Here is a 25,830-nt window from a genome sequence, read left to right as displayed (position 1 = left end):
TGACAAAATAATATTGTTGTCTTATAGCCAATGCGATCGCTTACAATCTATGATTTCTACCATCTCGCGCCGCTACAGCTTGGATGAATATCGTGCGATCGAAGAAAAAGCCGAAGGACGCAGCGAATATCGAGATGGAGAAATTGTACCCATGCCTGGAGGAACGCTCAAACATAGCCGCATAGGTCGAAACATTTTGACCTATTTTACTTCTGTGATGCGCGATACTCAATTTGAGCCAATTAATAGCGATTTACGGCTGTGGATTCCTGAACATCGACGCGGAGTATATCCAGATGTAATGGTTTTTGACGGCGAACCGCAACTAAATGGCGATCGTTTAGATGAAGTATTAAATCCCGTGCTGATTGTTGAAGTCTTATCTCCTTCCACCGCACATTGCGATCGACTCAGCAAATTTCGGATGTATCGCTCAATTGGGAGTTTTAGCGAATATTTATTAGTCGAGCAAGATGAACCTTTTGTGGAACGCTACAGTAAACAAGCTGAAGGTTGGTTGCTCAGTGATTTTAGCAGTTTAGAGCTATCTATCTCTTTGGATTCAGTTAGTATTGATTTGCCGATGGCAGAAATTTATCGCGGCGTTGTTTTTGAGTAAAGTAACTCTGGCTTTTTGCGACAGACAACGCACGCTAAGTAAGGGATGCGTACTAAACAGAGATTTATCCTGTAATTACTTTTTAGACAAATTCACGCTACGCCATATTGCGTATATTGACGCAGGTTAGATGGCTGTAATCCCAAAACAATATCTTCTTTAGATACTCCCATCTCAGTCAAATCTTCAGCAATTTGGATATCGGTCATATTATGCTGAATCCATATCTTTTCATCTTTGATATCGAGATGTATCACACAATTATAAATTCGGTCATATCCATCCCAACCAATCTCTAGAATCTGGTAATGATCTCGCGCCGTATCGAATATCAATTGGATTTCAACATCTTCCTCTGAAGGTTGGTAACTGCCATACTTCGTTAGTAAATTTTGAATATATTCACGATACTGGTCTAGCTTTGCCATTGCACAATCACCTCAATCTTTGGATCGTAAACTATCAACTTAACTTGATACTCTTGTACTGAACTTTGGGCAAAGTCTCGGCTAAATAGTGAGCGATAGGTTGAGACTGGAACCGCTAAAAACAAAACTCGTTCTGGCTCCCTGAGTCGTAGAGCTAATCGATAATTGAGAAACTGCCCCAAAGCCGCGTGGTACTCAAACAGTTCTGAATCCCCCAAAAAACTTTTAATCTCAACAGCAATTTTTTCAGTTCCTCGCTCGGCTGCTAATATTTTTTCTGCACCTAAATCGACTGACATTTTATCTTTGGCAAACTTAACAACTAGCGGATCGTGAGTGATAACCCACCCTTCTTTTTGCAGTCCTCGTTTGACGGCTTCGTGAAAAATGTCTCTTGCAGACATGGACAGAACCAGAACCCAATACCTTTATAATACCGAAGCATTGTCAATCAATGCAATAACGCACTCTACGCGAGGAATGCGATCGCGCTACTAATCTTCCAAACCCATGAGATACTCCTGAATCTCTTTGATAAATTTCCAGGGATATTCATTGTCATTAACTTCGAGTCCAGGAAGCATTAACAACGCATTTGTAATCCATCCTCGTTTATCTGTTGTGTAAGGAATCCCTCGATGTGTGAGCATTGACTCTAACTCACCACATGGATTGATGAATAGCCCTTTTTCTGAACATATTTTCCATAAATCGTCAAAACTAGATTGTAATTCTGCTGGCAAGGCTGCCCGCCCTTTCTCTTTGAAATCGTTCCAGTTCTTAGTCGAGGCTGCAATTTCTCTAGCTCGACGTTCAATTTGACTCAATAATTTTTCTTTTTCAGATTTAGCTTCGCCATCAGAAGCAAAAGTTTTACCTTGTAACTCATTGATAGAGGCTAATAGTGTTGTCATTTGCTCTTTGACCTTCTTTAACCTCTCATCACAAGGAAGTTCTTTAGCTGCTTTTGCAATTTCTTCACGAATAGTCAGCATTCGAGTAATGCCTTCTTCACTAAATTTTAGAGCCTCTAGCTGCTTTTTAAATTCTGCCGGGTCATTTAACACATCAAAATCAACAATTCCTACGCAGCGCACTCCCATATCCCGATACAGTGTGGTAATTCGTGGAACAGTTTGCTTGTTATCTGCATTAACGAAATATAAATCAATATTATTTTTCCGCTTGTTAGAGGCAGTTTGGTAAAACCGCCCATCACTATCTGCTTCTACCACAACTACACCGGAGTAAAAAAGCCCGTCCAGAACACGAGATGAACTCAATAGAGGATCGTTCACTAATTCCCGTAAGCGATTTGGGTCAAGTGTATTGAAATAATTGGTTTTATCTCTACGATCAATCCGAATAATAGTTAGATCGGTTGTTTTGCTTAAAAGACCGCGCAGTAAGTCAGCACTATGTGTGGCTAAAATTATTTGGCGTTTGCTGTTTGCTTGTTCTGCAATGAACTCACCTATTCGGAAAGCTTGAGGCGGAGCAAGAAAAGCCTCTGGTTCATCAATTAGAAATACGTTTCGTTTAATCGCCAACAATGCAGTGGTAATTCCGACAAAACTTCTGATTCCATCCCCTTGATCATCCAGCTTGTCATACTCCTGCATTGGCTGTCTAGCATCTCTTGGATCTGAAGGAATTAAACTAAAATCATCTCCAACTCTAAGAAGTAATCGCTGGGGTACAGTAAAATCCAACTTAATTTCTTTGCCAAAGGCGCGCTTGACTAATTTTTGTATATCATTCTCTAGAGAAGTTTCTGCATTATAGAAAGTTTGCAGCAGATTTGCTTCTTGTCTTTCATGGGCTGCACTAGCAGCTTCTTTCACCAATTGAAGACGGTGTTCTGTGGTGATAAATGCAATCATACCAATACCAAAATACTCGGCAAACAAAGATTTATTGGATAAAAATAGTGAAATTTGCTGTTCTTCAGACCAGAAGCTTGCAGGCACTTGGCGTTCCTCGGATAGTTCAGGAGCTAGTGTACGAAACATCCAATTGCTATGTTCGTCTTGGTAGCGTTCCAAACTGTAGGCTTTGCGTAGCTCTTGTAGATTCTGTGGGGTTGTCCACTCAACATCGCTAACAACAACACCAGGTAGAGGTGTACTTCTTGTGGTTTTCTGAGCAATATCCTTTAAAGTACGGCTTTTTCCAGCATTGTTAGGGCCAATAATAACGGTAAGGTTTCCTGGTTGAACCTCTTCTCCATTGTTGAATACAATTCGGGTCAGTTTGTAAATATACATTAACAATATTTTGCTTGCAGAGCGAATACTCTGCATAGTCTAACAGCTACATAACTTTGATGACTTCATAGGTAATATTAAACTACTGTCTTTACAGATAACAGCAAGAAGTATAACTATTTATTATACTGAAATTTCAACAGCAAGCTACTAGCGTGCGTTATCATGCAGCGTAACGCACCACATCATTTTTATCAGCAAAGTTAACTTTGTTTATAAACCATTTCCATTTTCAACTTCTCAATCTCCAACCTCAAGTTATCATTCTCCATCCTCAACTTAGCATTCTCCTCCCTAATCAACTCAACTTCATTTCTCTTACTCAAAGCCTGATTAATCGCTAACTTCCGCATATCTAGCGAAAACCAACGCTGATAAGTTTGGGTGTGAACTTGTACGCTATGCCCCAAATTATCCGCCGCCGCTTTAATTGGTATCCCCAAAATATGCGCTCGGATTGCCCAAGCATGACGTAAATCATAAGGTTTAAAATCTAATCCTATTTTGCGAAACCACCAACTAACTCGCTGTGTTAACGCGGTTATCTCCGCATGATTAGTGTTATCTTTTTTTGCGATCGCACTCCTCAACATCTCTAAATATTTAGGATTTCTCAAATCAAAATCCTCAATCAATTGTCTATATAATGGTAATGCTTGTCTCTCTCCAGTCTTACAATCTTTATGGACTTTCCATGTCAAATCTACATTTTCTTGACTCAACCACCAATCAATATCGGGATTAATAAACAGTTCCCGTGGACGTAAACCAAAAACTGCTAACATTCCATAAGTCCAGCGCCAAAGTTGCCAACTATCTTGAACGTTTTGATTAACTTGATTACCTCTGTTATGTTGGTAATCTTCAAACTTGATAATTCCCTCAGATATTTCTGCATCGGTCGGTATATTCCGGGAATTATTCTCTGGCATCTTAGAATATTTTGATAAATCAATTTCGATATTGAATGTTATGCAAAATGCTGCGATCGCTCTAGCTGCATTATACTTAGCCCATTCTTTATCAATTTGCTCAATTGAACCTATCAGATTTTCAGCAGTTGCCAAATCTTGAGGATTCGTAAATCTCTTGGTGCGGGAAAAGTAATAAAAAAAAGTATGTTCGCTTTTAGTTGTGCGTTTGTGAGTTTTAAAATACTCTTCTTCAAACTTTTCAAGTAATTCCCCTATAGATTGAAAATCTTTTCTAATTGCTTCATTACCTAAATATTTATCATTCCATTCAAACGTTTTACGAGCAATTAACTTCCCTAATTCATAAGCTTCTTCCTCAGCCGTCTTGAGTCCATCCAAATTAGCGGGAATATTCAAACTGAGATTGTATTGCTTTCTCCCAGTACCGTTGCTGTCTTTGTCTCCCGGTTTAATTGGTAACGTCGCCCGTAATTGCAGACTTCCATTCGATTCTCTAATTGTCACCTTTGCTTTTGCAGACTTCAAACGCAGATTAACTTTCTCTAATTCTAGTAGTACTTTCGTTCTCATGTGTTCTTTTTGCTGCTGTGCTTGCAGAGATGAGCAAAAAAATGGGCGATTGTTTAATCGCCTTAGCTCAGGACAACATTTAGATGATGCGTGAGTCCTGAACCTGATTATGCTGTGTTTTTAGCCTATATTTAGGCTAAAAATAAATGTGTTCTTAGAAAACAATGTTTAGCAGAGACATTGCTTACTGCAAACATTAGGCTAGTGAAAAGAATTAAACCACAAAAAGGATTACTCCGGCCCTTATCACGGTTATGACGGCTTCGCCATCTTCGCTCGTGATATGGACTTGGCACTCAACAGCCCAACCTGGTCATTAATTGGCGCTCCTTGGAATGAAAAAGCTCAGGCTAAGAAGGCTGAAGCTAATAAGGCTAAGGCTGCCGTCTAGAGAAATGGGAGAGAGCGATAAGTAAGGATAACCTGGGGCTAAAACCCCAGGGGGGAGTTGGGAATCCAAAATTCAAAACTGAAAAATTAAAATTTCTTTTGATTTTTGCATTTTGAATTTTGAATCATATTTCCATCTCCCTTGTAAAGACGCGATTAATCGCGTCTCTCTCTCCTCAATCAGTAAAAGAATTCAGTAAGCTTGGAGATCCAGAAATGCCTCAGAATCCAGAAAAAATTCAAGATCACGTTGAGTTATTCCACCAACCAGAGTACCAACAGCTATTTGAAAACAAAAAGCAGTTTGAAAACGGTCACGAACCCGAAGAAGTAACACGGGTTGCAGAGTGGACAAAAGGTTGGGATTATCGTGAAAAGAACTTCGCTCGTGAAGCTTTAACCGTTAACCCTGCTAAAGGTTGTCAACCACTAGGAGCAATCTTTGCTGCTGTTGGTTTTGAAGGTACTCTACCTTTCGTTCAAGGTTCTCAAGGTTGCGTTGCTTACTTCCGCACCCACTTAACCCGTCACTACAAAGAACCATTCTCTGGTGTATCTTCTTCAATGACTGAAGATGCAGCCGTGTTTGGTGGTCTGCAAAACATGATTGACGGGTTGGCGAACTCTTACCAACTCTACAAGCCCAAGATGATCGCTGTCTGCACCACCTGTATGGCAGAAGTAATTGGTGATGACTTGCAGTCTTTCATCAACAACGCCAAGGAAGCTGGTTCAGTTCCTCAAGATTTCCCAGTACCTTACGCTCACACCCCTAGCTTTGTCGGTTCCCACATCACTGGTTACGACAACATGATGAAGGGAATTCTTTCTAACTTGACCGCAGGTCATAAGAAAGAAACCAGCAATGGTAAAATCAACTTCATCCCAGGTTTTGACACCTACGTAGGTAACAACCGCGAAATCAAGCGGATTGCTTCTTTGTTCGGCTTTGACTACACAATTCTAGCCGACAACAGCGACTACTTGGATTCACCAAACACAGGTGAGTTCGATATGTACCCAGGTGGTACAAAGCTGGAAGATGCAGAAGATTCAATCAATGCGAAAGCTACAATTGCTCTGCAAGCACACTCTACCCTCAAAACCCGCGAGTATATTGAAAAAGAGTGGAAGCAACCAACCTCAGTTTCCCGTCCTTGGGGCATCAAGGGTACTGATGAGTTCTTGATGAAACTCAGCGAATTGAGCGGTATCCCCATTCCTGAAGAATTGGAAATCGAACGCGGTCGTGCAGTTGATGCCATGACTGATTCCCACTCATGGATTCACGGCAAGCGCTTCGCTATCTACGGCGAACCAGATTTAGTATACAGCGTAGTTGGCTTTATGCTAGAAATGGGTGCTGAACCTGTGCATGTCTTGGTTCACAACAGCAACGAAGTATTTGAAGCAGAAATCAAAGAATTGCTTGCTTCTAGCCCCTTCGGTCAACATGCAACTGTTTGGCCTGGTAAAGACTTGTGGCACATGCGTTCATTGTTGTTCACCGAACCAGTAGACTTCCTGGTTGGTAACACCTACGGTAAGTACCTGTGGCGTGACACCAAGATTCCCCTCGTGAGAATCGGCTACCCCATCATGGATCGCCACCACTTACACCGCTACGCCACCATTGGTTATCAAGGTATAATCAACCTCCTCAACTGGACTGTAAACACCCTGTTTGAAGAAATCGATCGCAACACCAACATTCCTTCTAAGACAGATATTTCCTACGACTTGATTCGTTAGAAATTGCGTAGAAACACAACGTGTTAATTAAAGGGTAAAGAAGGGGAGTAGGGAATAGGGAATAGGGAATAGGGAAATATCCAAACCCAATACCCAAGACCCAATTCCCATCCCCAACTCCCCTTTTTCTTGATAGCATTTACCCAAGGAATTGATAAATGGAAACCATCAATCACACTCACGAACACACTCACACTCATCCTCATCCTAATTACCATCCACCTAACCAGAAAAAACCAGGGTGGTTCCACAATCTTCTTAATCCCTTGCGCCGTGTAGTGGATGGAATTCAGGTTAAAAATAATCGCTTCGCTCATCTAATTTGCCAAACAATTCCTTGTTGTTGTCCCTTTGAGCGACAAATTAAATTATTTGGGAAGTCTATTGATATCCCACCACTATGTAAACTCAATCCTTTATATGACGAATTTGTAGGATTGCGTTTTCGCGCTCTATCTTACCTCGCTGATGTATGTGGAGAGGATGTCACAAGATACATTTGTTAGTCATTGGTCATTGGTCATTAGTCATTAGTTATTAGTCATTAGTTGTTAGTTATTCAAAGGACAAATGACAAATGACAAAGGACAATTAACAATTAAGAGAAGAGAGATGAAAAGCACCCAAGGCAAAATCAACGAGCTGCTGACTGAGACAGGATGCGAGCATAATCAGCACAAACAAACGGAAAAGAAAAACAAGTCTTGCGCTCAACAGGCACAACCTGGCGCGGCTCAAGGGGGCTGCGCTTTTGATGGTGCGATGATTTCCCTAGTGCCGATCGCAGATGCAGCGCATCTAGTCCACGGGCCGATCGCCTGTGCTGGTAATTCCTGGGGCAGTCGTGGTAGTCTGTCGTCTGGCCCTCTACTCTACAAAATGGGCTTTACCACTGACTTGGGTGAAAATGATGTCATCTTCGGTGGCGAAAAGAAACTCTACAAAGCGATTCTGGAACTCAAAGAGCGCTACCAACCAGCAGCAGTATTCGTTTATGCCACTTGCGTTACAGCCCTAATTGGCGATGATATGGATGCTGTCTGCAAAGCGGCGGCTGAGAAAATTGGTATTCCTGTTGTTCCCGTCATTGCCCCAGGATTCATTGGCAGTAAAAATCTCGGCAACCGTTTTGGCGGTGAAGCTTTATTAGAATATGTTGTCGGAACAGCAGAACCGGAACATACAACGCCCTATGATATTAACTTAATCGGTGAATATAACATCGCCGGTGAAATGTGGGGAGTAACACCACTGTTAGAAAAGTTAGGCATCCGTCTTTTGTCTAAAATTACGGGCGATGCTCGCTACGATGAAATTCGCTACGCCCACCGCGCCAAGCTCAACGTCATGATCTGCTCACGAGCGTTGCTGAATATGGCGAGAAAGATGGAGGAGCGTTACAACATCCCCTACATTGAAGAGTCTTTCTACGGCATCGATGATATGAATCGCTGTCTGCGAAACATCGCCGCTAAATTAGGCGACGCTGATTTACAGGAGCGGACAGAAAAGCTAATTGCAGAAGAAACGGCTGCTTTAGATTTGGCACTAGCTCCCTATCGCGCTCGACTCAAAGGTAAGCGAGTTGTGTTGTATACAGGTGGTGTCAAGAGTTGGTCGATTATTTCGGCTGCTAGAGACTTAGGCATTGAAGTTGTTGCTACCAGTACTCGCAAAAGTACTGAAGAAGATAAAGCCAAAATCAAGAAGTTGCTCGGCAACGATGGCATCATGTTGGAGAAAGGCAACGCTCAAGAATTGCTACAACTGGTTAAAGACACCAAAGCAGATATGCTGATTGCTGGTGGACGTAACCAATACACAGCTTTGAAAGCTCGAATTCCTTTCCTTGATATCAACCAAGAACGCCACCATCCTTATGCAGGTTATGTGGGAATGATTGAGATGGCGCGGGAACTGTACGAAGCTCTCTATAGCCCAATTTGGGAACAAATACGCAAACCCGCTCCTTGGGAAGAAGAGGAAGAAGTTTAATGGCGAATTCTCATCTTTTTCTCTCTGTGTCCTCTGCGTACTCTGTGGTTCAAAAAAATCATTTTTCAACCGCAGAGGCGCAGAGAACGCAGAGTAAAGAGCTTGCAAATGAGGAGGTAGTTTAATGGCGATCGTTACCGCTTCTAACAAAGCACTGACAGTTAATCCCCTCAAGCAAAGTCAAGCTTTGGGCGCAACCTTAGCCTTTTTGGGATTGAAAGGGACAATGCCCTTATTCCACGGTTCCCAAGGTTGTACTGCTTTCGCTAAAGTTGTCCTCGTGCGGCATTTCCGGGAAGCGATTCCTTTAGCTACCACAGCGATGACGGAAGTCACTACCATTTTGGGTGGTGAAGAGAATGTGGAGCAAGCAATTCTGACTCTGGTGGAAAAAGCTAACCCAGAAATTATTGGTTTATGTAGTACTGGGTTAACGGAAACTAGAGGCGATGACATTGAGGGTTTTCTGAAGGAAATTCGCGATCGCCATCCCGAATTGAATGATTTAGCGATCGTTTTTGCACCCACCCCAGATTTTAAAGGTGCGTTGCAAGATGGCTTTGCTGTTGCTGTCGAAAGCATAGTTAAGGAAATTCCTCGCGCGGGTGGACTCAGAACTGAACAAGTCACGGTTTTGGCGGGTTCTGCTTTTACACCTGGGGATGTACAGGAAATCAAAGAGATAATTACATCCTTTGGATTAGTGCCGATCTTTGTACCTGACCTTGGCGCTTCTCTAGATGGTCATTTAGAGGATAATTATAGTGCGGTTACAGTCAGTGGGACTACCTTAAAACAGTTACGAGAAGTAGGTAGTTCTGCTTTTACCCTGGCATTAGGTGAAAGTATGCGGGGGGCTGCCAAGATTCTAGAAGAACGCTTTGGCACACCTTATGAGGTGTTTGGCGAACTGACGGGATTAGAACCAGTAGATGAGTTTATCCAAGCATTGGCGATTCTGAGCGGTAACAGCGTACCCGAAAAATACCGCCGCCAACGTCGTCAGTTGCAAGATGCGATGCTGGACACTCACTTTTACTTCGGTGCAAAACGAGTTTCTCTAGCACTGGAACCAGATTTGTTGTGGTCAACCGTGCATTTCCTGCAATCGATGGGAGCGCAAATTCATGCTGTGGTGACAACCACGCGATCGCACCTCTTAGAAAAACTCCCAGTTAAAAGCATCACCATTGGCGACTTAGAAGACTTTGAGAGTCTAGCAGGCGGTTCTGATTTGCTGATTGGTAACTCGAATGTCGGTGCGATCGCTAAACGGCTTTCGATTCCTCTTTATCGTCTAGGATTGCCCATTTATGACCGCTTAGGTAATGGTCAGTTTACTAAAGTTGGCTATCGAGGCACGATGGAGCTTTTATTTGGCATCGGCAACCTATTTTTAGAGGCAGAAGAAGCGAGAGTTAAACAGTTCCAAGAGTTCGGAACTGTGAGCGCTGAGTTTTGAATTCACACTTGAAATTCAAAACAGTTCAGTTAAAAGTTGATCCTCCCTAACCCTCCTTAAAAAGGAGGGAATAGAGCAAGCCTTAAATTAGCCCCCCTGCTTATTAAGGGGGGTTGGGGGGATCTTCCGAGGCTAAATATCACTAACTGAACCGTATTGCTTCAAAATTCAAAACTTTAGAGAGGAGAATTACAATGAAAATAGCCTTCACGACGAGCGACCGAGTTCATATTAACGCTCACTTTGGATGGGCAAAAATGATTGATGTTTACGAAATTTCCGATGAGGGATATCACTTCGTAGAAACCCTCACCTTTGAAGGCGAACTCAAAGAAGACGGAAATGAAGACAAAATCACCCCAAAACTTGAGTCAATAGGCGACTGTACGATTATTTACGTAACAGCAATTGGTGGTAGCGCCGCCGCTCGGTTAATCAAGAAAGGTGTCACCCCAGTGAAGGCGCGATCGGAAGAAGAAGAAATTAGTGAAGTGCTGAACAAGCTAGTCAAAACCCTCAAAGGTAATCCTCCACCTTGGTTGCGTAAAGCTTTGCAGCCAAAAACCACAAACTTTGCTGATGAAATCGAAGACGAAGCAACAGTATGACCACAAATAATAGTGTTAACGGAACTGCTACAACTGAAGTCTTGAACTCACCTTTTCTAAAGGTATTAATTAAACAAATTCGTGGTCAAGACAGTTATGGAGTTTATCGCAGTTGGTCGGATGAATTAATTCTCAAACCCTTTATTGTCACCAAACAAAAGAAACGAGAAATCTCCGTTGAGGGAGAAGTTGATCCGATCACACAAGCACGAATTATGGCATTTTTTCGGGCTGTAGCTGCTGGAATTGAACAAGAAACAGGTTTGATATCCCAGGTTGTAGTTGATTTGAGCCATGAAGGATTTGGCTGGGCGCTAGTTTTTTCTGGCCGTCTTTTGCTAGCTGTAAAAACCTTGCGAGATGCTCATCGCTTTGGCTTTGACTCAGTAGAGAAATTAGCAGAAGAAGGAGAAAGCTACGTCAAAAAAGGTCTTGATTTGGCGAAACGCTTTCCTGAAGTTGGCAAAATTTAATTAGTCATTAGTCATTGGTCATTGGTCATTAGTCATTGGTCATTAGTCATTGGTCATTAGTCATTGGTAAATAACTACTGACAAAGTACAAAGGACAACTGACTAATGACAAAGAACAAAGGACAAAGGACGAAGGACAAAGGACAAATGACAATTGAGGAACTACAAGCAAAAATCAGACGGCTGAACAGCAAAGCAGGTCAAATGAAAATGGATCTGCATGATTTAGCTGAAGGTCTGCCAACAGATTATACACAACTTATGGATGTTGCCGCTGCAACTTATGAAATCTATCGTCAGTTAGATGAACTTAAGCAACATCTGAAACAATTGGAGAATGCTAAATGACTGGAACTATTGATGAATTCAAGAAGCTCGTAGATGCGGAAGAATTTTTTCAATTCTTTAATATGTCCTACGACTTAGAAGTTGTGAATGTGCATCGTCTACATATTCTGAAAAAGTTTTCTCAACACATGCAGGAAATTGATGATAATTCTCCTGACTTGAGTCAAGAAGAGAAATTAAATCAATATTCTTTGGCTTTGCAAAAAGCTTATCAGCTATTTATCGAATCGACAGCTTACGAACAAAAGCTGTTCAAAGTGTTTAACGATAAGCCGAAAAATGTAGTCACACTGACAGAAATCACTTCTGATTAGGAGGTATAAATTGGTTAACCTAACGCCTACCGAATTAGAACGCTATCGTCGCCAAATGATGCTTCCAAATTTTGGCGAAACAGCACAGAAACGCTTGAAGTCAGCGACAGTTCTGGTGACAGGTGTGGGGGGATTAGGCGGTACGGCGGCGCTTTACTTAGCAGTAGCGGGCGTTGGGCGGCTAATCCTAGTCCGGGGTGGTGACTTGCGGCTAGATGATATGAATCGTCAGGTTCTCATGACTGATGATTGGGTAGGTAAGCCAAGGGTATTCAAAGCTAAAGAAACTCTGGATGCGATTAATCCTGATGTCCAAGTGGAAATTGTTCATGATTACATCACCCCGGAAAATGTAGATTCGTTAGTGCAGTCGGCTGATATGGCTCTTGATTGCGCCCACAATTTTACAGAGCGCAATTTGTTAAATGAAGCCTGTGTGCGATCGCGTAAGCCAATGGTGGAAGCTGCAATGAATGGGATGGAGGCTTACCTGACAACGATTATTCCTGGTGTGACTCCTTGTCTATCTTGTCTGTTTCCAGAAAAGCCTGAGTGGGATCAGCGCGGCTTTTCAGTTCTAGGCGCTGTTTCTGGAACCCTAGCTTGTTTAACAGCACTGGAAGCTATCAAGCTGATCACCGGGTTTAGTCAGCCTCTATTGTCGCAATTGCTGACAATCGACCTAAATCGGATGGAATTTGCTAAACGCCGTTCTCACCGCGATCGCTCTTGTCCAGTATGCGGTAATAGTGCGCCTTGGAGACACGCGCAATCCAATTCGATGGAACCCACAGCCACAGGTATTGCACAAAATACTTAATTTTCGTCATTAGTCATTGGTCATTAGTGAATAACAAAGGACAACTGACAAATGACGTAGATGCTTCTGCGGCTTCCCGCAGGGTAGGACAAATGACAACCTACACCTGAAATCAGAACAACTAATCGCTACAAATCAGGAGACTTCATGGCCGTTATTTTATCAGAAAAAGCAGAATTCCATCTACGGGCATTCCTCAAAGGTTCCGCATCCGATGCTAATGGTGCAACTAAAGGTGTCCGCATCTCTGTAAGAGATGGTGGTTGCAGTGGTTATGAATATGCGATCGATATCACCAGCAAGCCCCAACCAGATGATTTGGTAAGTCAGCAAGGCAAAGTGCTGGTTTACGTTGATGCCAAAAGTGCGCCCTTATTAGACGGAGTTATCGTTGACTTCGTTGAGGGAGTGATGGAAAGCGGTTTTAAATTCATCAACCCCAATGCAACTGATACCTGCGGTTGTGGAAAATCCTTCAAAACGGACGACGGTACGCCTACTGGTGTACCTTGCAGCTAACATCATTCCGTTAGCGCCAAGTCTGATTGTAGAGGCTTTCTATAGACACACTCCGCAGAGTTTCAATGCTCTTGAGATAGCTTCTAGTTCGCTTTGCATTCCTTACCCCTATAGAGAAGCTGACTAAACTTAGCATCTCTGTAAGAAGAAGGGAAGCAAAAAGTAGGATAGGTTGCTCAAAAACTTCTGAAAGTAGACCAACTGTATAACGTTTGAGGAGAATCGAAAAATGGCTACCTACCAAGTTAGATTAATCAACAAAAAAGAAGACATCGACACCACAATTGAAGTTGACGAAGAGACCACCATCTTAGAAGCAGCAGAAGAAAATGGTATTGAGTTGCCCTTTTCATGTCATGCAGGTTCCTGCTCTAGCTGTGTTGGTAAAGTTGTCGAAGGTGAAGTTAATCAAGAAGATCAAAACTTTTTAGATGACGATCAGGTTTCTAAAGGATACGCTTTACTTTGTGTAACTTATCCTCGTTCTAATTGCACAATTAAGACACATCAAGAAGCATATCTGGTCTAAGTTACTACTTTGGTTGCTGCCTTTAGCGACCAAATAAAACATGAAGGACGAAGGATGAAAATATACTTCCTTCTTCCTTTCACAATTCCTAATTTATAATTAAAATGTTTACCAGTTTTAGTGTTACTGGCTGTTCATTAGAGTTATTGAGAACAGGAGAGCGAGGAATCGTAATTTTCTGTAAAACTCAGAATAAAACAATCTTTAAAAACTTACATTAATAGGAATAGCAACAGGAACTCATATCAGTTTTAAGCAAGATTTTCCCTCTTTTATCCTCAATATTGATAACAGAGATTTTGTACTAGATTTAGATAGTGTCCAAGCGATTTATGTTCGCTTTATTGATAACTTGATTAATTAGCATTTATGTATAGCCTTACTTAATTATTTATGATAAATAAAATACCCGACTTCTTAAATAAGTCAGGTATCTATGATTTTCAATTCTTAAAAATCTAATATGATTGCTGTAATTACGCTAAACTAAGCTATTGCACACTTTTGGTTACTAAATTATATAAATGCAATTTGATATGAATGATAGAGTGGCTTACAAAAGAAGCCAACTCTATTTTTTAATCAACAGCAACTATCACATCTGATGATTTAATCACAGCATAAGCCTGCTTACCTTCAGCAAGTGATAGCTTTTCTGCTGATGATTTTGTGATTATTGAGACTAGCTCCACTCCTGGCGCTAGTTCTAAAGTTATCTCGGTATTAACTGAACCATGTACAACTTTTTTGACAGTACCCTTAAGAGAATTACGAGCGCTAATTTCCATGTTTTTACTTTGCTAACTTGAACTATTTATACTTTAGTAAGCTAGCAAATTTTAATTTTAAAACTAGCTTTCTTTAAGATATCTTAATAATTTTGAAATAATTATAATTTACTTAACAGTGGTATCTCTGCTTGACGAATATTACAAAAATCGACAGGGCAGTTATTTACTGCGAAAAGCAAGATAAAAATTTAAAAACCTAACTGTTGATGGATATTATCATCAATTTAACAGAGCCATTTAGTTATGTATAAGCACTGAGGTTATAACATATTGACGTATTTATAATAACTAGATTAAAAAGAGGTTCATATTGTGCAGGATCGAGTTAATACAACAAGGCAAAATCTATTTTTTGAACACTTAAGTCCAGGTGTAGGCGTAGGATTTCCTGTTCCTAAAGACTGGTTGCCAATAACAAGTTTTCCTTTACTAATCATAGTAGGTATGACGGGCGTGGGAAAAAGCACGATCGCAAAAGCTTTGGCTGAAGAAGGCTTGGATTTTACACTTTTACCTAATCGTCGTGTTTTAACCGAACGCATAATAATTGCACCAATGTTAAAAATGCAAGAGAAACTCATGCAACCACATTGCCGGATTAAACGTTTAACTTATACTCGCCTTTATAGAGAATACTTTCCTGGTGGAATGGGTCATATTTTAGCTTCTCTACACATCAATCCACAAGAAGTCAACTCTATGTTAGTTTTCGATAGTTTGCGTGGTGAAAATGAGGTTCGCTATGCAGCTACAGCTTTAAAAAATGCTAAATTTGTAATGCTGACCGCACCAAATACGGTGCGTTTAGAAAGGCTTCTAAAACGTCATGATTCTTTTGATCGAATTGCTAATCAAGAATTAGACGATTGTATGCAAATTATCCCAGAAGTACTGAGCAATTTTGCTAGTTTAGGCGTACCAGAGGCTTCTGCTTATTTTACTCCTAAAGAAGAACAGCAAATCTTAGAACTTGTAAGCAAACAAGTTGTTACAGGTGGAGAATTGCGAGAAAAACTAAAAATATTTGTGGAAGAGAGTCAGAACTATGATTCGGTTCCGACAAAACATATTCTAGAAGCGATGGATACAAGCGATCGCTCTCTTATAATTGATACTATAACCAGTCCCCAAGAATCAGCCAAAGTAATTATTTCTCGATTATGCAAATCTGTTAATATAAAAACTAATAAGTGAATCTCCTTAGTAAGAATTAGTATAGGGATTGCTCAATGTCGCTATCTGAATTTGCAATTGTAGAAAGTACTCTCCGTGAAGGTGAACAATTCGTCAAAGCCAATTTCTCTTCAGATGATAAAGTCGAAATCGCTGAGGCCCTTGCTGCATTTGGAGTGGAATATATAGAGTTAACGTCACCAATCGCTTCACCTCAATCTCGACAAGACTGTGAAAGATTGTCTCGGTTAGGCTTGCCATCCAAAATCTTAACTCACATTCGCTGTCACTTAGAAGATGCTAAAGTCGCTTTAGCCACAGGCGTCGCTGGGATTAATTTAACTATTGGTAGTTCTTCTTTGATGCGTCAGTTCAGTCATGGTAAAAATATTAATCAAATTATTGATTTAGCATCTGAAGTTCTAACTTTTATTCATCAACAAGCCCCCGATATTGAGTTACGATTTTCGGCTGAGGATTCGTCACGCACTTCCATAGAAGATTTAATTACAATTTATTCTGAGATTGAAAAGTTAGGAGTTGTCAAACGCATAGGAATTGCCGATACAGTAGGAATTATTACGCCAATGCAAGTATTTGAATTAGTGAAGACTTTGCGCCAGTTCACTAATTTAGATATTGAGTTTCACGGTCATAATGATACAGAATGTGCAAATGCTAACAGTTATACAGCACTGGAAGCGGGAGCAACTCATATTGACACTTGTGTTTTGGGAATTGGTGAGCGAAATGGTATTACCTCACTAGCTGGATTTATTGCGAGGTTATATGCTACAAATCCAGAGCAGATTAAGTCTAAATATCGCTTGGATGAACTTGGTTCCTTGCATGAATTAGTTGCGAGAAAAGTTGGAGTTTCTATTCCTTTTAACCATTGTGTTTTTGGTGAGAGTGCTTTTAGTCATAAAGCTGGCATTCATACTAAAGCTATGCTCAATAACTCGGAGACTTATGAAGCTATTAATCCCCGGAGTTTTGGTGTAACGCGCTCAATTTTAATCAATCATAAATTGGCTGGAAAACAGGCGGTTAATCACCGAGCTAATGAATTAGGACTTTCCTTTAATTTATCGCAGCTTAAAGATATTACCCATAGATTGAAAGCTTTAGCTGATAACCAAAGTCTTACCATCGAAGATGTAGACAATATTTTATATTCTTATCATTGCCAGTAAATTTGAAAATATACACACTTACTTTCCAAGTGCAGATCCCCGACTTCTTGAAGAAGTCGGGGATCTAAATCCACCTATATCTGCTATTAAGCTATCTTATATAAGAAAACTGTAAAAATTACTGCTTTTCCATTATTTTTCAAGCTTTTTTAAGAAGAATATTTGCTGTTCTTTATAAATGATTCATAATTTAAACTTATAAAATTGATAGCATATATGTAAGTTAAAAGAATTTAAATAACATTTTTGCAAAAATGGTGAGCATTGCTCACCATTCTATTTGCCAAGCAAATTTATATTAGTAAAAAAGTTAACTGAGGAGTAGTTATGAATCGAACCAACAGTCAAAAATTGAGTGAAGCAACAACCCAATGGTTAATAGAAAAAGGCTATAATCCCAGCGATTTAAATCAGCCAGGTGAAAATGGCGATACAGCTTTGATGAAAGCCACAAGAGAGGGAGTTTATGCAGTCATCAAAGAGTTAATTGATGCAGGTGCGGATATCAATGCTCGAAATAGCGATCGCAACAATGCTTTGTGGTTTGCTTGTTTTGGTAATCACTACGATTTAATTAATTTACTCTTGGCTCACAACATTAATATTGATAATCAAAATGATAATGGTGCAACTGTTTTAATGTACGCAGCATCAGCCGGAAAGACAGAAGTCGTCAAGTTACTTTTACAATATCATCCTAATTTATATTTAAAAAATTTAGACGATTATAAAGCGATAGATTTTGCTAGCAATGTAGAAGTCTTAAGGATAATTAAAAATGCCATCAAGTCAGATATCGGGCAAAGCCTATCATGACGCTACCAAGCATTCTTACTTATCGGTACAACTCGATCCAAATTATGTAGATGCTTCAACACAGCCATCTGCATTTAAAGTTTATCCCAAGTTTTATCGGAGAGTGAAATTAAATCTCAATAATCCTCTTCACTCTTTTATCTCATTAACCAGTGCGATAACACTAGAAAAAGTATATAAAGATGGCCCTTATAAACTGCGAGTGAATCCATCAGCAGGCGCTCTGTATCCTACAGAAGTTTACGTCCAGATTCGCGGCATTGAGGGAATAGTAAATGGTATATACCATCTAGAAGTTGAGAATAATTGTCTAACTCTCATCTATGAATTAATTGATGATGGGTTAGAGACTTATATTATACCGGGTAAATGTATCAACGGATTCATCTTTTTAATTAGTTGTGTTTATTATAGGTCTAGCTGGAAATATCAAAATAGAAGCATGAGATATTGCTTCTTAGATAGCGGACACCATTTAGGTGCAGTTGCAGCTTCAGCTTTTCTCCACAACCGAGATATACAACTAATTTTTGACTTTGATAAACTTACGCTCAATTCTGATTTGGGATTTGAGAATAAAGAGTTTATTACTGCTTGTGCGGTGTCAGGAGAAATACAAGATAAGAAAATCAGACACTTAAGGCTGAAAATTCCTTTTGTCTCTGGTACTGATTATTTTGAATCCAATCAATTTATTGAAGATGCTTATCAAGCAACTACTCTAGAAAAGAGTCGCCAGCAAAAATTAGAGTATCCTCAATTTGATTTCGATCGGGATAAATTTTATCAAACTGTTTGGGATAGACGTTCTATTAGACGTTTCCGGAAAGAAGCTATTTCTCAAGAAGATTATTTATATGTAGTGCAACAACTTCAACAGTCAATACCGACAGAAAACTATGAGGAAATAGAAATTTACTCAGTGGTGCATCGAGTAGAGGGAATGACACCTGGGTTATATAGAGGTACACATCTGGTTAAAACGGGTAATTTTAGTGAAAAGACAGGTTACTTATGTATTAATCAGGCTATTGCTAGAGATGGCGCTGTAACTTTATTTTTTGTGTCAGATTATTTAAATTATCAAACTGCTATGCAAATAGCTGGTTTTCTGGGACAGAGGCTTTATTTAACTAGTAATTATTTGGGAATTCAGTGTAGTGGAATTGGTGCGTATTATGACGACGAAACCCAAGAATTATTAGAAACAAATAAAGATGTACTTTATGGAATGGTGATTGGAATATAAGCAGGAAGCTAACGAGAGATGGCTAGAAAGATGTATTACTTCAATGGTGATGACTCACATCCGATGCAACCGACATCGGCGGATATTATACTGCGGCAACAACTAGAGGATTCTATTAGCAGATACTTTTATGAAGCGTGCGATCGCACTATTCAAAATCTTCTGTCTGATTGCCGGTGGTATGTCACAACCCACGCCAATGCTCTGACATTGGTTATTGAATGTCCCGATCAAGTTATTAATTGGCGTGTTTTACAAAAAATTGTGCCAATGGGGACATTGCTATATGGAATTGTTAACAGTGCTAAAATCCGTGTTTGTCCGCCAGAAAGTCAAGGTATACCTTTTGAAATGAGGGTAGATGAACTTTCTGTTTATCGGGATTGGGCATAAGAGAAGAGAGACGCGATTAATCGCGTCTGTACAGGAGTTAGGAGTTTTTTACTCATTATTTTGGCTGATAAGTGCAGCTACCTCTTCAAAAACTAAATCAGCAGAATGTTTGATAGCAGGACTTAACTCTAGTCCCAAACCAAGATTTGCCGCTTCAATTAAATAAACTGTCACATCTTCGGGAAAGTCATTTTGAAAGATTTTCCGTCCGGCGGCTAAAGCATTATCCCAACGAAAATCGTGCAAGTTATAACTAGGTTCTGGCAAAGCTTCCAGTTCTTTTCCTGGAACTTTAAACACAGCACCCGGTTCAGAACCAGTTGAACTTGCATCAATAATTACTAATTGTTTACTACCTCTAGCTTGAAACATTACTTCCATCCCTGCGGTGCCACAGTCATAAACTCGCACATAAGGATGAGGGTTTTCAGCTAGATATTTTTGTAAGCGTTGGGCAATGATTACGCCTACTGCGTCGTCATTGCGATTTAGATTGCCGCAACCAATAATAGTGAGCATGGAATAAGATTTAATTATTTAAGTAGTTGCAAATTCAGTTAAAGCGCGATCGCATATCCTAAGCAGGCACGAATATCTTCAATTTGTAGGTCTGGATAGTAGTCTCGGATAATTTCTTCAAATGAAAGTCCATCATTGAGCAGTTCAAGAATGCTTTGTACAGTGATGCGTGTTCCTGCAATGCAAGGTTTACCGAAATGAATCTGAGAGTTAACTACGATTCTGTCCATTTAACTATAAACTAATAATATGTTTCCTAAATTATAAAATAAAGAGTCAAACTGTATCTATAAATGCAGTGAAAGATACTTTAAAGCTTAAGGTCATAGTAAAGTTATAAAATTAATAACAACTCATTATCAAGCTTATGCTGATTGTGATGATTTCGAGTTATTGCCATAATCTGCAAAATACGAGGCTCTGACTGATGGGACAGACAAAGCCTCTGAAAACTAAATTATCAGCAGGAAACTATAAAGCTACACCATGTTTCTTGGCAACTTCAGTCAGTTTCTCATACTGATGTTGTGATGCTTGAGTTAATATCTCTTCAGCCTGTTCTTTAGTACTTCCCTCTTTAGGAATTAAATACTTGACATAAAGAGATACAAAATCAGCAGCGATCGCTAAACCAGATAAAGCATGTTTGTCAGCTTCTTTGCCAGCGATCGCAGCTACCAAACCAGCTTTAATTGGGTCTGGTTTAACTTTCATGAACTGCTCGACAAGTTTAGGAACGTAGTCTTCTGGTGGCAAATTATCTAACTTACTTCTATCAGGAGTAAAGTTACATTCTGCGGCTTGAGCTTGCTCTAAAACACACCATTCTATGTATTCTTGCAATGCTGCATCGGGAACGCGAGGGAGATAATTATGTAGCGCTAAATCAGACACAAGCTTACCGTGTAAATTGCTGTTTATGCAAATGCATTAACGCAAGCCTAACCCACTATTTCTATAAGTTTTAGTGTGTTACGCTACGAGTTTTGAATATAAGACATTGGGAATAGGGCATTGGGAATAGGTTATTTTTCTTTGATTTTCCCCAAATTTATCTTTTGGGCAATCGCTTAGGTAGATGGTTAATCCAGTAAGCTGTAAGTAACCCTAGTTGGAGAAATGGAGCGCGAAACATGACACTCAATGAGCTACTTCCTGCTGTCAGGAAACTCTCTATATCAGAAAAAATTAAGCTAATCCGCATTTTGGCGGAAGAATTGGATACCAACAAAGATATTTCACCTCTCGAACCATTTAAAACCTATGATTTGCCTACACCGTACAATTCGTTTGGTGCAGGTGAAATTCTCATGCAAGCTTTGAAACAGGAAGATTAGGTTTGACTACATGCGATTCAAATACTCGACCACTGACCCTTCCCAAAATGAGTTTGATAGTTTGCCACGGATTCCACTTTGTCTTCGTCAGGGTGATAAAGCTGTTGAAGTTCTTGGATTAGTGGACAGTGGTGCAACTGTAAATGTCTTGCCCTATGAAATTGGTATTGAGTTAAGTGGGGTTTGGGATGATAGCAGAGCGATTATTCAATTAGCAGGCAACCTAAGCAATCTGCCAGCAATGCCATTCTTTGCAAACGTTGAGATCGGTGACTTTGCGCCAGTTCAACTGGTATTTGCTTGGGTGAGAAGAGCGAATGTACCCTTAATTTTTGGACAAACAAACTTTTTCCTAGAGTTTGATGTGTGTTTCTACCGTTCCAAACTTGAATTTGAGATTGAACCAAAATCTGAGTAATAAATATAATCTGTGAGTCGATCGCCTTCGACGCGCTACGCGATGCTTACGCCTGGCTATGCCTACGTATTTTAGTTCAGTATAAATTGGGGGCGATCGCTTTTTTGGTGGTATAGACAATCTTGGTAGAGCTATCACATAGAGTTCAGAGAGATTTCACCACTAGTTTGATATAGTATTTATGTACTTATGCTGAGTCTATAAGATGGCTGAGTCAGAGGAACATAGGTGGTTAAGCCGCAGCTTTCTAGAGATATTAGAAAGCTTTTCTAGGTTGGATTTATACTCATTCACAGAAGCGGACAGGAAAAAATTTGATTTTGCGTGTCTTCTTCAGCATGACTTCATTCGACCCCTTGTTGGACAAACCCTTTGGAAACATACCGAAGGAATTGACAAAGATATTAGAACTCTCATCGCAGCATCAGACTCAGAAATTTGGGCATACATCGCTAGAGATAATATCCGTAATCGGGCCCTTTTTTATGAAGTAATTCGGGATTTTCAACAAACAGCACATAGCCTAGACCTTTATAAGCTCAAACTGTTTTGGATACCTGAAAACTTTGAGGTGGGTTCAGCACAATCTGAGCAGGTCATCTCCTTTTATCTTCGCGATCAAATTGTTAATGATGTGCTGATGAATGTAGTGTTTGGTAAACTTACTGGCAGTGATGTTCGATTTTTTCTTAATAATACGGGTATACCAGGTCTACATCTTGCCGTTTTATATGACATAGCCAACTATGGATTTATTAGCTATACAAAAGTAGGCAAAAGACTTTCTACTTCCACTACGACTCTTCGTCCACGTTATCAAGTAGTTCTTGGTAGTGGTTTTATCTATGAACCATATTCTCGTGAAAAAGCGGGTTATTCTGCGTTTGTATCTTTAAAGGGAAGAGTTTTTCTCAAGCTTATACAGAAAGTATATCAACACTATTGTGAAGGTAAAATTACACCAGAGTTGGAGTTTATTTTGAGAAAGTTAGATATTAAGCCGAATCTAGTTGATCCAATTCCGCTCTTCAACTCTCGTGAAATGATACCTCTGCTTATTGCTCCACCATCCCCAGAAAAGTTTTTCAAACTTTTGATAGGTGAAATTAGAGCAGCACAAGGTTTTGGTGTTGAGTTAAATAGTATGAACTTCATTGTGAGTGATATTGAAAATGAGTCTGTCTTTAATATTGTTCGATAGTTTCAAATTATCTAGCAGACCAACACTTTGCTGCCCTGGACTGCTGGCTCAAATATTGGCTAAGTTTCAGAGGTTATAGCAGCTTCTGAGCGTCACTGTTAGACTCCAAGGCTCAGTTAGAATACCAGTTCCGAATTTGTTTTTTAGGCATCGCCTCCGGCACGCTACGCGATCGCGCAACTCTCAAGGTACAACATTCACGAACCCAAATTGACGAAAGTGACGATCAAAAGTGAATGCCTGAGTTAAATGGAGTTTATTCATCACAACCCGACTGGCGCAGTCCGTGAAACTCCAATTTTTATCTGAGAACTGACGGAAAACCTGCCAAGTTTGTTGAATATCCTCTTCTGTCAGGTAATAAATGGTCGTCAGATTATCTGAAAAGAATGCCTCTCCTAAGCTGATTGCCCTCAACGTTTCTCCACGGGTTCTCAACAGGGTCAAGGTTTCATCAACAACGTAATCTGTTGTTAGCAATGGCTGAATATTTTGATTAACCCATGAAGACGCTGCCTGATGCTCAGTATCGGAAGGAACAATACTAGCAAACCAGGCGCTGGTATCTACAAAGATCATTTTGCACTATGGGGAGGATAAAGAATAGTGTCATGATCTCGACCAGAAAATTTATCATTGCTAACTTCTAAGGGCATGGCTGCAATTTGTGCCAAAATCTCTCTAGGAGTTTTGTTTTGAGGTTTAGTCTCAGTTGAAATCACAGTGACTTCAACACGAGTTCCTTCGGCTAATGGAATCGGCTGTAATAACCTCAGTACACCCTGTTCATAAACAGCTTCTATAGTTATATTCATAAACTTTTTCCTCATGCCATAGCTATTTCTAATCATGGCATAATATCTAACACAGTAAAAAACACAGCTAATGACTAACTGAAAAATAATTAGCCATTAGCTATTAGAAATTAGCATATTTTAAGCGGTACGAAAACGCGCCAACTCTTCACCAGTCTTCGCATCATGAGCGTGGACTGTACACACCAAACATGAATCAAACGATCGCGCCACATGACCAACTTCCACTGGGTCGCTAGAATCGTAAATGGGTGTCCCAATTAACGCTTCTTCAATAGGGCCGCGAATACCTTCACCGTCACGAGGGCCAATATTCCAAGTACCTGGAGCAATGACTTGGTAATTCTTAATTTTACCGCCCTCCACTTCTACCCAGTGAGACAAGGAACCCCGCGCTGCTTCTGTTGCACCCCAACCCTTACCATCTTTTTCTGTGGGTTTGATATACCAAGGGTCGTTTAACTTGAATTCGCGCAAACAGTGTTCAGCTTGTCGATATAACTTGACAATTTCGTGAACTCGTGCCAACTGACGCACATGAATACTAGGGCCACCCATCTCCTTGAAGACATCGAGGATGAAGGGGTCGTAGTGTTGCCAAGATTCGCCATGTTTGCCGCCGGCTACTAATTGCCGCGCTAAGGGACCGGTTTCTAAGCGTCCGAAGTCTTTGTGAAGGACTGCACTCGACCAAGAGTAGGCGTTATCGAAGTCTTTGGTATTGATTGCAGTGGGTTTAGTGGTGCGATCGCTAGGGTGAATATTTTCTGTCCCTTCATCGTACCAAGAGTGAGTTGTATTCTCGCGGGTAAATGACTGATCCATTAAAACGTGAGTGTCTGCGAAGCTATCATACACTCCACTTTTCATAATCATTGCCGCATTTCGCCCTTCAATAGTCGGCTTTTGGTATTTATCTTCATGGGCTAAATATCCCCAAGTGACATATTTACCAACACCAGCGCCATATCTATCTAGACCGATATCTAAACCCATCCGCCAATAAAAACCTAAGTCGGAATCTCGATGATTGCGGTCTTCATCTAACCATTCCCTAAAATCATCATAAGTTTGGATTTGTTCGTAGCGTTCTAAAGAACAACCCAACCACACTGGTTCTAACCAATTGGTGCGGAAATATTCCAGAAGCGCCCAAGCGCGGGTAATGTCTGTAAGAGTGGGGGCGCACATCACGCCACCAGGAACCATGTAGCTAGAATGGGGCCATTGTCCGCCTAATAGTGCATAAATCTCTACAGGTTTAGCGGAAATTGTGATGCCTAATTCATAAGATTTGCCTGTGAAGGCAGCAAAGCGTCTAACGGCTTCTTCATAGTAACGACTATGGCGGTATTTTTTATTGGTTAAATCAATGGCAAACAAACCATAAAAGTAGCGGGGGATGCTTTGGATTGTTTCGACAATTTGACCGAGATTTCTGGCCAAAATGGCATTGCGCGGAACTTCTGTTTCCCAAGCTGTATCTAATGCCCAAGAAGCACAAGTTAGGTGAGAACCGCCACAAATTCCGCAAATGCGAGGCGTAACAATTAATCCGGCTTGGGGATCTTTACCGCGTAGGATAACTTCAAATCCACGAAATAATTCGGCGTGTGTCCAGGCATTGACTACCCGCCCATTCTCAATGTCAACTCGGACATCTAAATCGCCTTCAACTCTACCAACGGGCGAAATGTCTAATGATTGAATTGTCATTTGTCATTTGTCCTTTGTCATTTGTTATTTGTCTTTAGTCATTTGTCCTTTGTCATTTGTTATTGGTAATTATTCACTCGTCTTACTGCAAAATAGTTGAAACCCTTCATTTCTGGTTGAGAGGTATAGAGAAGTGTGAAAGGTTATAGTCATTAGTCAAATCACAAAGGACAAATG

At 40.3% G+C, this 25,830-nt stretch carries 30 protein-coding genes and 2 pseudogenes; 21 read left to right on the top strand and 11 right to left on the bottom strand.

The annotated features are described in order from the left end of the window. Positions 1–49: 49 nt before the first annotated feature. Positions 50–619, top strand: a complete 570-nt coding sequence (locus tag V7K84_RS29540; RefSeq protein WP_334843767.1) for a Uma2 family endonuclease — start codon at positions 50–52, stop codon at positions 617–619. 92 nt (positions 620–711) lie between these two features. On the opposite strand, the gene V7K84_RS29535 is transcribed toward V7K84_RS29540, so the two are convergent. The 4 genes and pseudogenes from V7K84_RS29535 to V7K84_RS29520 all read right to left on the bottom strand — a co-directional run. After that, complete coding sequence (locus V7K84_RS29535; RefSeq protein WP_334843470.1) at positions 712–1,047, bottom strand: XisI protein; 336 nt, start codon at positions 1,045–1,047, stop codon at positions 712–714. After that, on the bottom strand, positions 1,035–1,451 hold the full coding sequence (locus V7K84_RS29530; RefSeq protein ID WP_229468292.1) for a XisH family protein: 417 nt from the start codon (positions 1,449–1,451) through the stop codon (positions 1,035–1,037). Before V7K84_RS29530 ends, V7K84_RS29535 begins: the two co-directional genes overlap by 13 nt. Positions 1,452–1,541: 90 nt before the next feature. Then, positions 1,542–3,314 carry an ATP-dependent nuclease gene (locus V7K84_RS29525; RefSeq protein ID WP_334843467.1) on the bottom strand — a complete coding sequence of 591 codons (1,773 nt, stop codon included), beginning with the start codon at positions 3,312–3,314 and terminating at the stop codon, positions 1,542–1,544. A gap of 203 nt (positions 3,315–3,517) precedes the next feature. Further along, a pseudogene (locus tag V7K84_RS29520) lies at positions 3,518–4,861 on the bottom strand (site-specific integrase); the annotation flags it as partial. Positions 4,862–5,039: 178 nt separating this feature from the next. On the opposite strand from V7K84_RS29520, the pseudogene V7K84_RS34375 reads away from it, so the two are divergent. From V7K84_RS34375 to V7K84_RS29465, 12 genes and pseudogenes are all read left to right on the top strand, one after another. Next, a pseudogene (locus tag V7K84_RS34375) lies at positions 5,040–5,210 on the top strand (nitrogenase molybdenum-iron protein alpha chain); the annotation flags it as partial. Between the two features lie 215 nt (positions 5,211–5,425). Further along, a complete protein-coding gene (nifK, locus tag V7K84_RS29515) occupies positions 5,426–6,961 on the top strand; it encodes a nitrogenase molybdenum-iron protein subunit beta (protein WP_292739743.1) in 1,536 nt (511 codons plus the stop codon). Between the two features lie 158 nt (positions 6,962–7,119). Further along, positions 7,120–7,467, top strand: coding sequence for a Mo-dependent nitrogenase C-terminal domain-containing protein (locus tag V7K84_RS29510; RefSeq protein WP_099099967.1), 348 nt, complete (start codon positions 7,120–7,122; stop codon positions 7,465–7,467). 106 nt (positions 7,468–7,573) lie between these two features. Beyond that, positions 7,574–8,956 carry a nitrogenase iron-molybdenum cofactor biosynthesis protein NifE gene (nifE, locus tag V7K84_RS29505; RefSeq protein ID WP_334843765.1) on the top strand — a complete coding sequence of 461 codons (1,383 nt, stop codon included), beginning with the start codon at positions 7,574–7,576 and terminating at the stop codon, positions 8,954–8,956. A gap of 124 nt (positions 8,957–9,080) precedes the next feature. Next, positions 9,081–10,418 (top strand): nitrogenase iron-molybdenum cofactor biosynthesis protein NifN, encoded by a 1,338-nt coding sequence (gene nifN / locus V7K84_RS29500; RefSeq protein ID WP_334843464.1) that lies wholly within the window; start codon positions 9,081–9,083, stop codon positions 10,416–10,418. A 194-nt stretch (positions 10,419–10,612) separates the two neighbouring features. Next, on the top strand, positions 10,613–11,026 hold the full coding sequence (nifX, locus tag V7K84_RS29495) for a nitrogen fixation protein NifX (RefSeq protein ID WP_185580866.1): 414 nt from the start codon (positions 10,613–10,615) through the stop codon (positions 11,024–11,026). Next, complete coding sequence (locus V7K84_RS29490; protein ID WP_193947838.1) at positions 11,023–11,499, top strand: NifX-associated nitrogen fixation protein; 477 nt, start codon at positions 11,023–11,025, stop codon at positions 11,497–11,499. Before nifX ends, V7K84_RS29490 begins: the two co-directional genes overlap by 4 nt. A gap of 147 nt (positions 11,500–11,646) precedes the next feature. Further along, entirely contained in the window at positions 11,647–11,847 is a 201-nt protein-coding gene (locus V7K84_RS29485; protein WP_292739755.1) for a CCE_0567 family metalloprotein, read from the top strand. After that, a complete protein-coding gene (nifW, locus tag V7K84_RS29480; RefSeq protein ID WP_114083655.1) occupies positions 11,844–12,161 on the top strand; it encodes a nitrogenase-stabilizing/protective protein NifW in 318 nt (105 codons plus the stop codon). Before V7K84_RS29485 ends, nifW begins: the two co-directional genes overlap by 4 nt. 10 nt (positions 12,162–12,171) lie before the next feature. Further along, positions 12,172–12,981 carry a HesA/MoeB/ThiF family protein gene (locus V7K84_RS29475; RefSeq protein WP_114083654.1) on the top strand — a complete coding sequence of 270 codons (810 nt, stop codon included), beginning with the start codon at positions 12,172–12,174 and terminating at the stop codon, positions 12,979–12,981. A gap of 147 nt (positions 12,982–13,128) precedes the next feature. After that, a complete protein-coding gene (locus tag V7K84_RS29470; RefSeq protein WP_181928157.1) occupies positions 13,129–13,500 on the top strand; it encodes a HesB/IscA family protein in 372 nt (123 codons plus the stop codon). A gap of 229 nt (positions 13,501–13,729) precedes the next feature. Then, a complete protein-coding gene (locus tag V7K84_RS29465; protein WP_012407188.1) occupies positions 13,730–14,029 on the top strand; it encodes a 2Fe-2S iron-sulfur cluster-binding protein in 300 nt (99 codons plus the stop codon). A 578-nt stretch (positions 14,030–14,607) separates the two neighbouring features. Here V7K84_RS29465 and V7K84_RS29460 read toward each other — a convergent pair. Further along, complete coding sequence (locus V7K84_RS29460) at positions 14,608–14,817, bottom strand: TOBE domain-containing protein (protein WP_322667910.1); 210 nt, start codon at positions 14,815–14,817, stop codon at positions 14,608–14,610. Positions 14,818–15,132: 315 nt separating this feature from the next. Here V7K84_RS29460 and V7K84_RS29455 point away from each other — a divergent pair, with 315 nt between their 5' ends. The 5 genes from V7K84_RS29455 to V7K84_RS29435 all read left to right on the top strand — a co-directional run bounded on the left by V7K84_RS29455 (position 15,133) and on the right by V7K84_RS29435 (position 19,647). Beyond that, a complete protein-coding gene (locus V7K84_RS29455; RefSeq protein ID WP_334843459.1) occupies positions 15,133–16,014 on the top strand; it encodes an AAA family ATPase in 882 nt (293 codons plus the stop codon). Between the two features lie 35 nt (positions 16,015–16,049). After that, a complete protein-coding gene (gene lysS / locus V7K84_RS29450; protein ID WP_334843458.1) occupies positions 16,050–17,189 on the top strand; it encodes a homocitrate synthase in 1,140 nt (379 codons plus the stop codon). Between the two features lie 327 nt (positions 17,190–17,516). Continuing rightward, entirely contained in the window at positions 17,517–18,005 is a 489-nt protein-coding gene (locus V7K84_RS29445) for an ankyrin repeat domain-containing protein (protein ID WP_334843456.1), read from the top strand. Further along, the gene (locus V7K84_RS29440) at positions 17,968–19,254 is read left to right on the top strand and encodes a SagB/ThcOx family dehydrogenase (protein ID WP_334843454.1); all 1,287 of its coding nucleotides are present in this window, start codon (positions 17,968–17,970) and stop codon (positions 19,252–19,254) included. Before V7K84_RS29445 ends, V7K84_RS29440 begins: the two co-directional genes overlap by 38 nt. Positions 19,255–19,272: 18 nt before the next feature. Next, positions 19,273–19,647, top strand: a complete 375-nt coding sequence (locus tag V7K84_RS29435) for a hypothetical protein (protein WP_334843452.1) — start codon at positions 19,273–19,275, stop codon at positions 19,645–19,647. A gap of 48 nt (positions 19,648–19,695) precedes the next feature. Here the strand turns inward: V7K84_RS29435 and V7K84_RS29430 are convergent, their stop codons facing one another. The 3 genes from V7K84_RS29430 to V7K84_RS29420 all read right to left on the bottom strand — a co-directional run bounded on the left by V7K84_RS29430 (position 19,696) and on the right by V7K84_RS29420 (position 21,060). After that, positions 19,696–20,166, bottom strand: coding sequence for a hydrogenase maturation protease (locus V7K84_RS29430; RefSeq protein ID WP_334843449.1), 471 nt, complete (start codon positions 20,164–20,166; stop codon positions 19,696–19,698). 38 nt (positions 20,167–20,204) lie between these two features. Then, entirely contained in the window at positions 20,205–20,396 is a 192-nt protein-coding gene (locus V7K84_RS29425; RefSeq protein ID WP_334843446.1) for a DUF433 domain-containing protein, read from the bottom strand. 241 nt (positions 20,397–20,637) lie between these two features. Next, positions 20,638–21,060, bottom strand: coding sequence for a hypothetical protein (locus V7K84_RS29420; protein ID WP_334696642.1), 423 nt, complete (start codon positions 21,058–21,060; stop codon positions 20,638–20,640). Positions 21,061–21,299: 239 nt separating this feature from the next. On the opposite strand from V7K84_RS29420, the gene V7K84_RS29415 reads away from it, so the two are divergent. The 3 genes from V7K84_RS29415 (at position 21,300) to V7K84_RS29405 (ending at position 23,122) form a co-directional block, all read left to right on the top strand. After that, entirely contained in the window at positions 21,300–21,503 is a 204-nt protein-coding gene (locus V7K84_RS29415) for a hypothetical protein (RefSeq protein WP_334843444.1), read from the top strand. 10 nt (positions 21,504–21,513) lie between these two features. Next, positions 21,514–21,921 carry a hypothetical protein gene (locus V7K84_RS29410; protein WP_334843443.1) on the top strand — a complete coding sequence of 136 codons (408 nt, stop codon included), beginning with the start codon at positions 21,514–21,516 and terminating at the stop codon, positions 21,919–21,921. 205 nt (positions 21,922–22,126) lie between these two features. Beyond that, entirely contained in the window at positions 22,127–23,122 is a 996-nt protein-coding gene (locus V7K84_RS29405) for a hypothetical protein (RefSeq protein WP_334843441.1), read from the top strand. Positions 23,123–23,305: 183 nt separating this feature from the next. On the opposite strand, the gene V7K84_RS29400 is transcribed toward V7K84_RS29405, so the two are convergent. From V7K84_RS29400 to V7K84_RS29390, 3 genes are all read right to left on the bottom strand, one after another. Further along, a complete protein-coding gene (locus V7K84_RS29400; protein ID WP_334843439.1) occupies positions 23,306–23,701 on the bottom strand; it encodes a type II toxin-antitoxin system VapC family toxin in 396 nt (131 codons plus the stop codon). Beyond that, on the bottom strand, positions 23,698–23,937 hold the full coding sequence (locus V7K84_RS29395) for an antitoxin family protein (RefSeq protein WP_334843437.1): 240 nt from the start codon (positions 23,935–23,937) through the stop codon (positions 23,698–23,700). The genes V7K84_RS29400 and V7K84_RS29395 overlap by 4 nt, the downstream gene beginning before the upstream one ends. Before the next feature lie 120 nt (positions 23,938–24,057). Beyond that, on the bottom strand, positions 24,058–25,653 hold the full coding sequence (locus tag V7K84_RS29390) for a nickel-dependent hydrogenase large subunit (RefSeq protein WP_334843434.1): 1,596 nt from the start codon (positions 25,651–25,653) through the stop codon (positions 24,058–24,060). Positions 25,654–25,830 lie beyond the last annotated feature (177 nt).

This window comes from Nostoc sp., assembly GCF_036917315.1.
Lineage (GTDB): Bacteria > Cyanobacteriota > Cyanobacteriia > Cyanobacteriales > Nostocaceae > Nostoc.
Note: the sequence above shows the minus strand (reverse complement) of the source record. Positions and strands in the feature narration are given on the sequence as shown.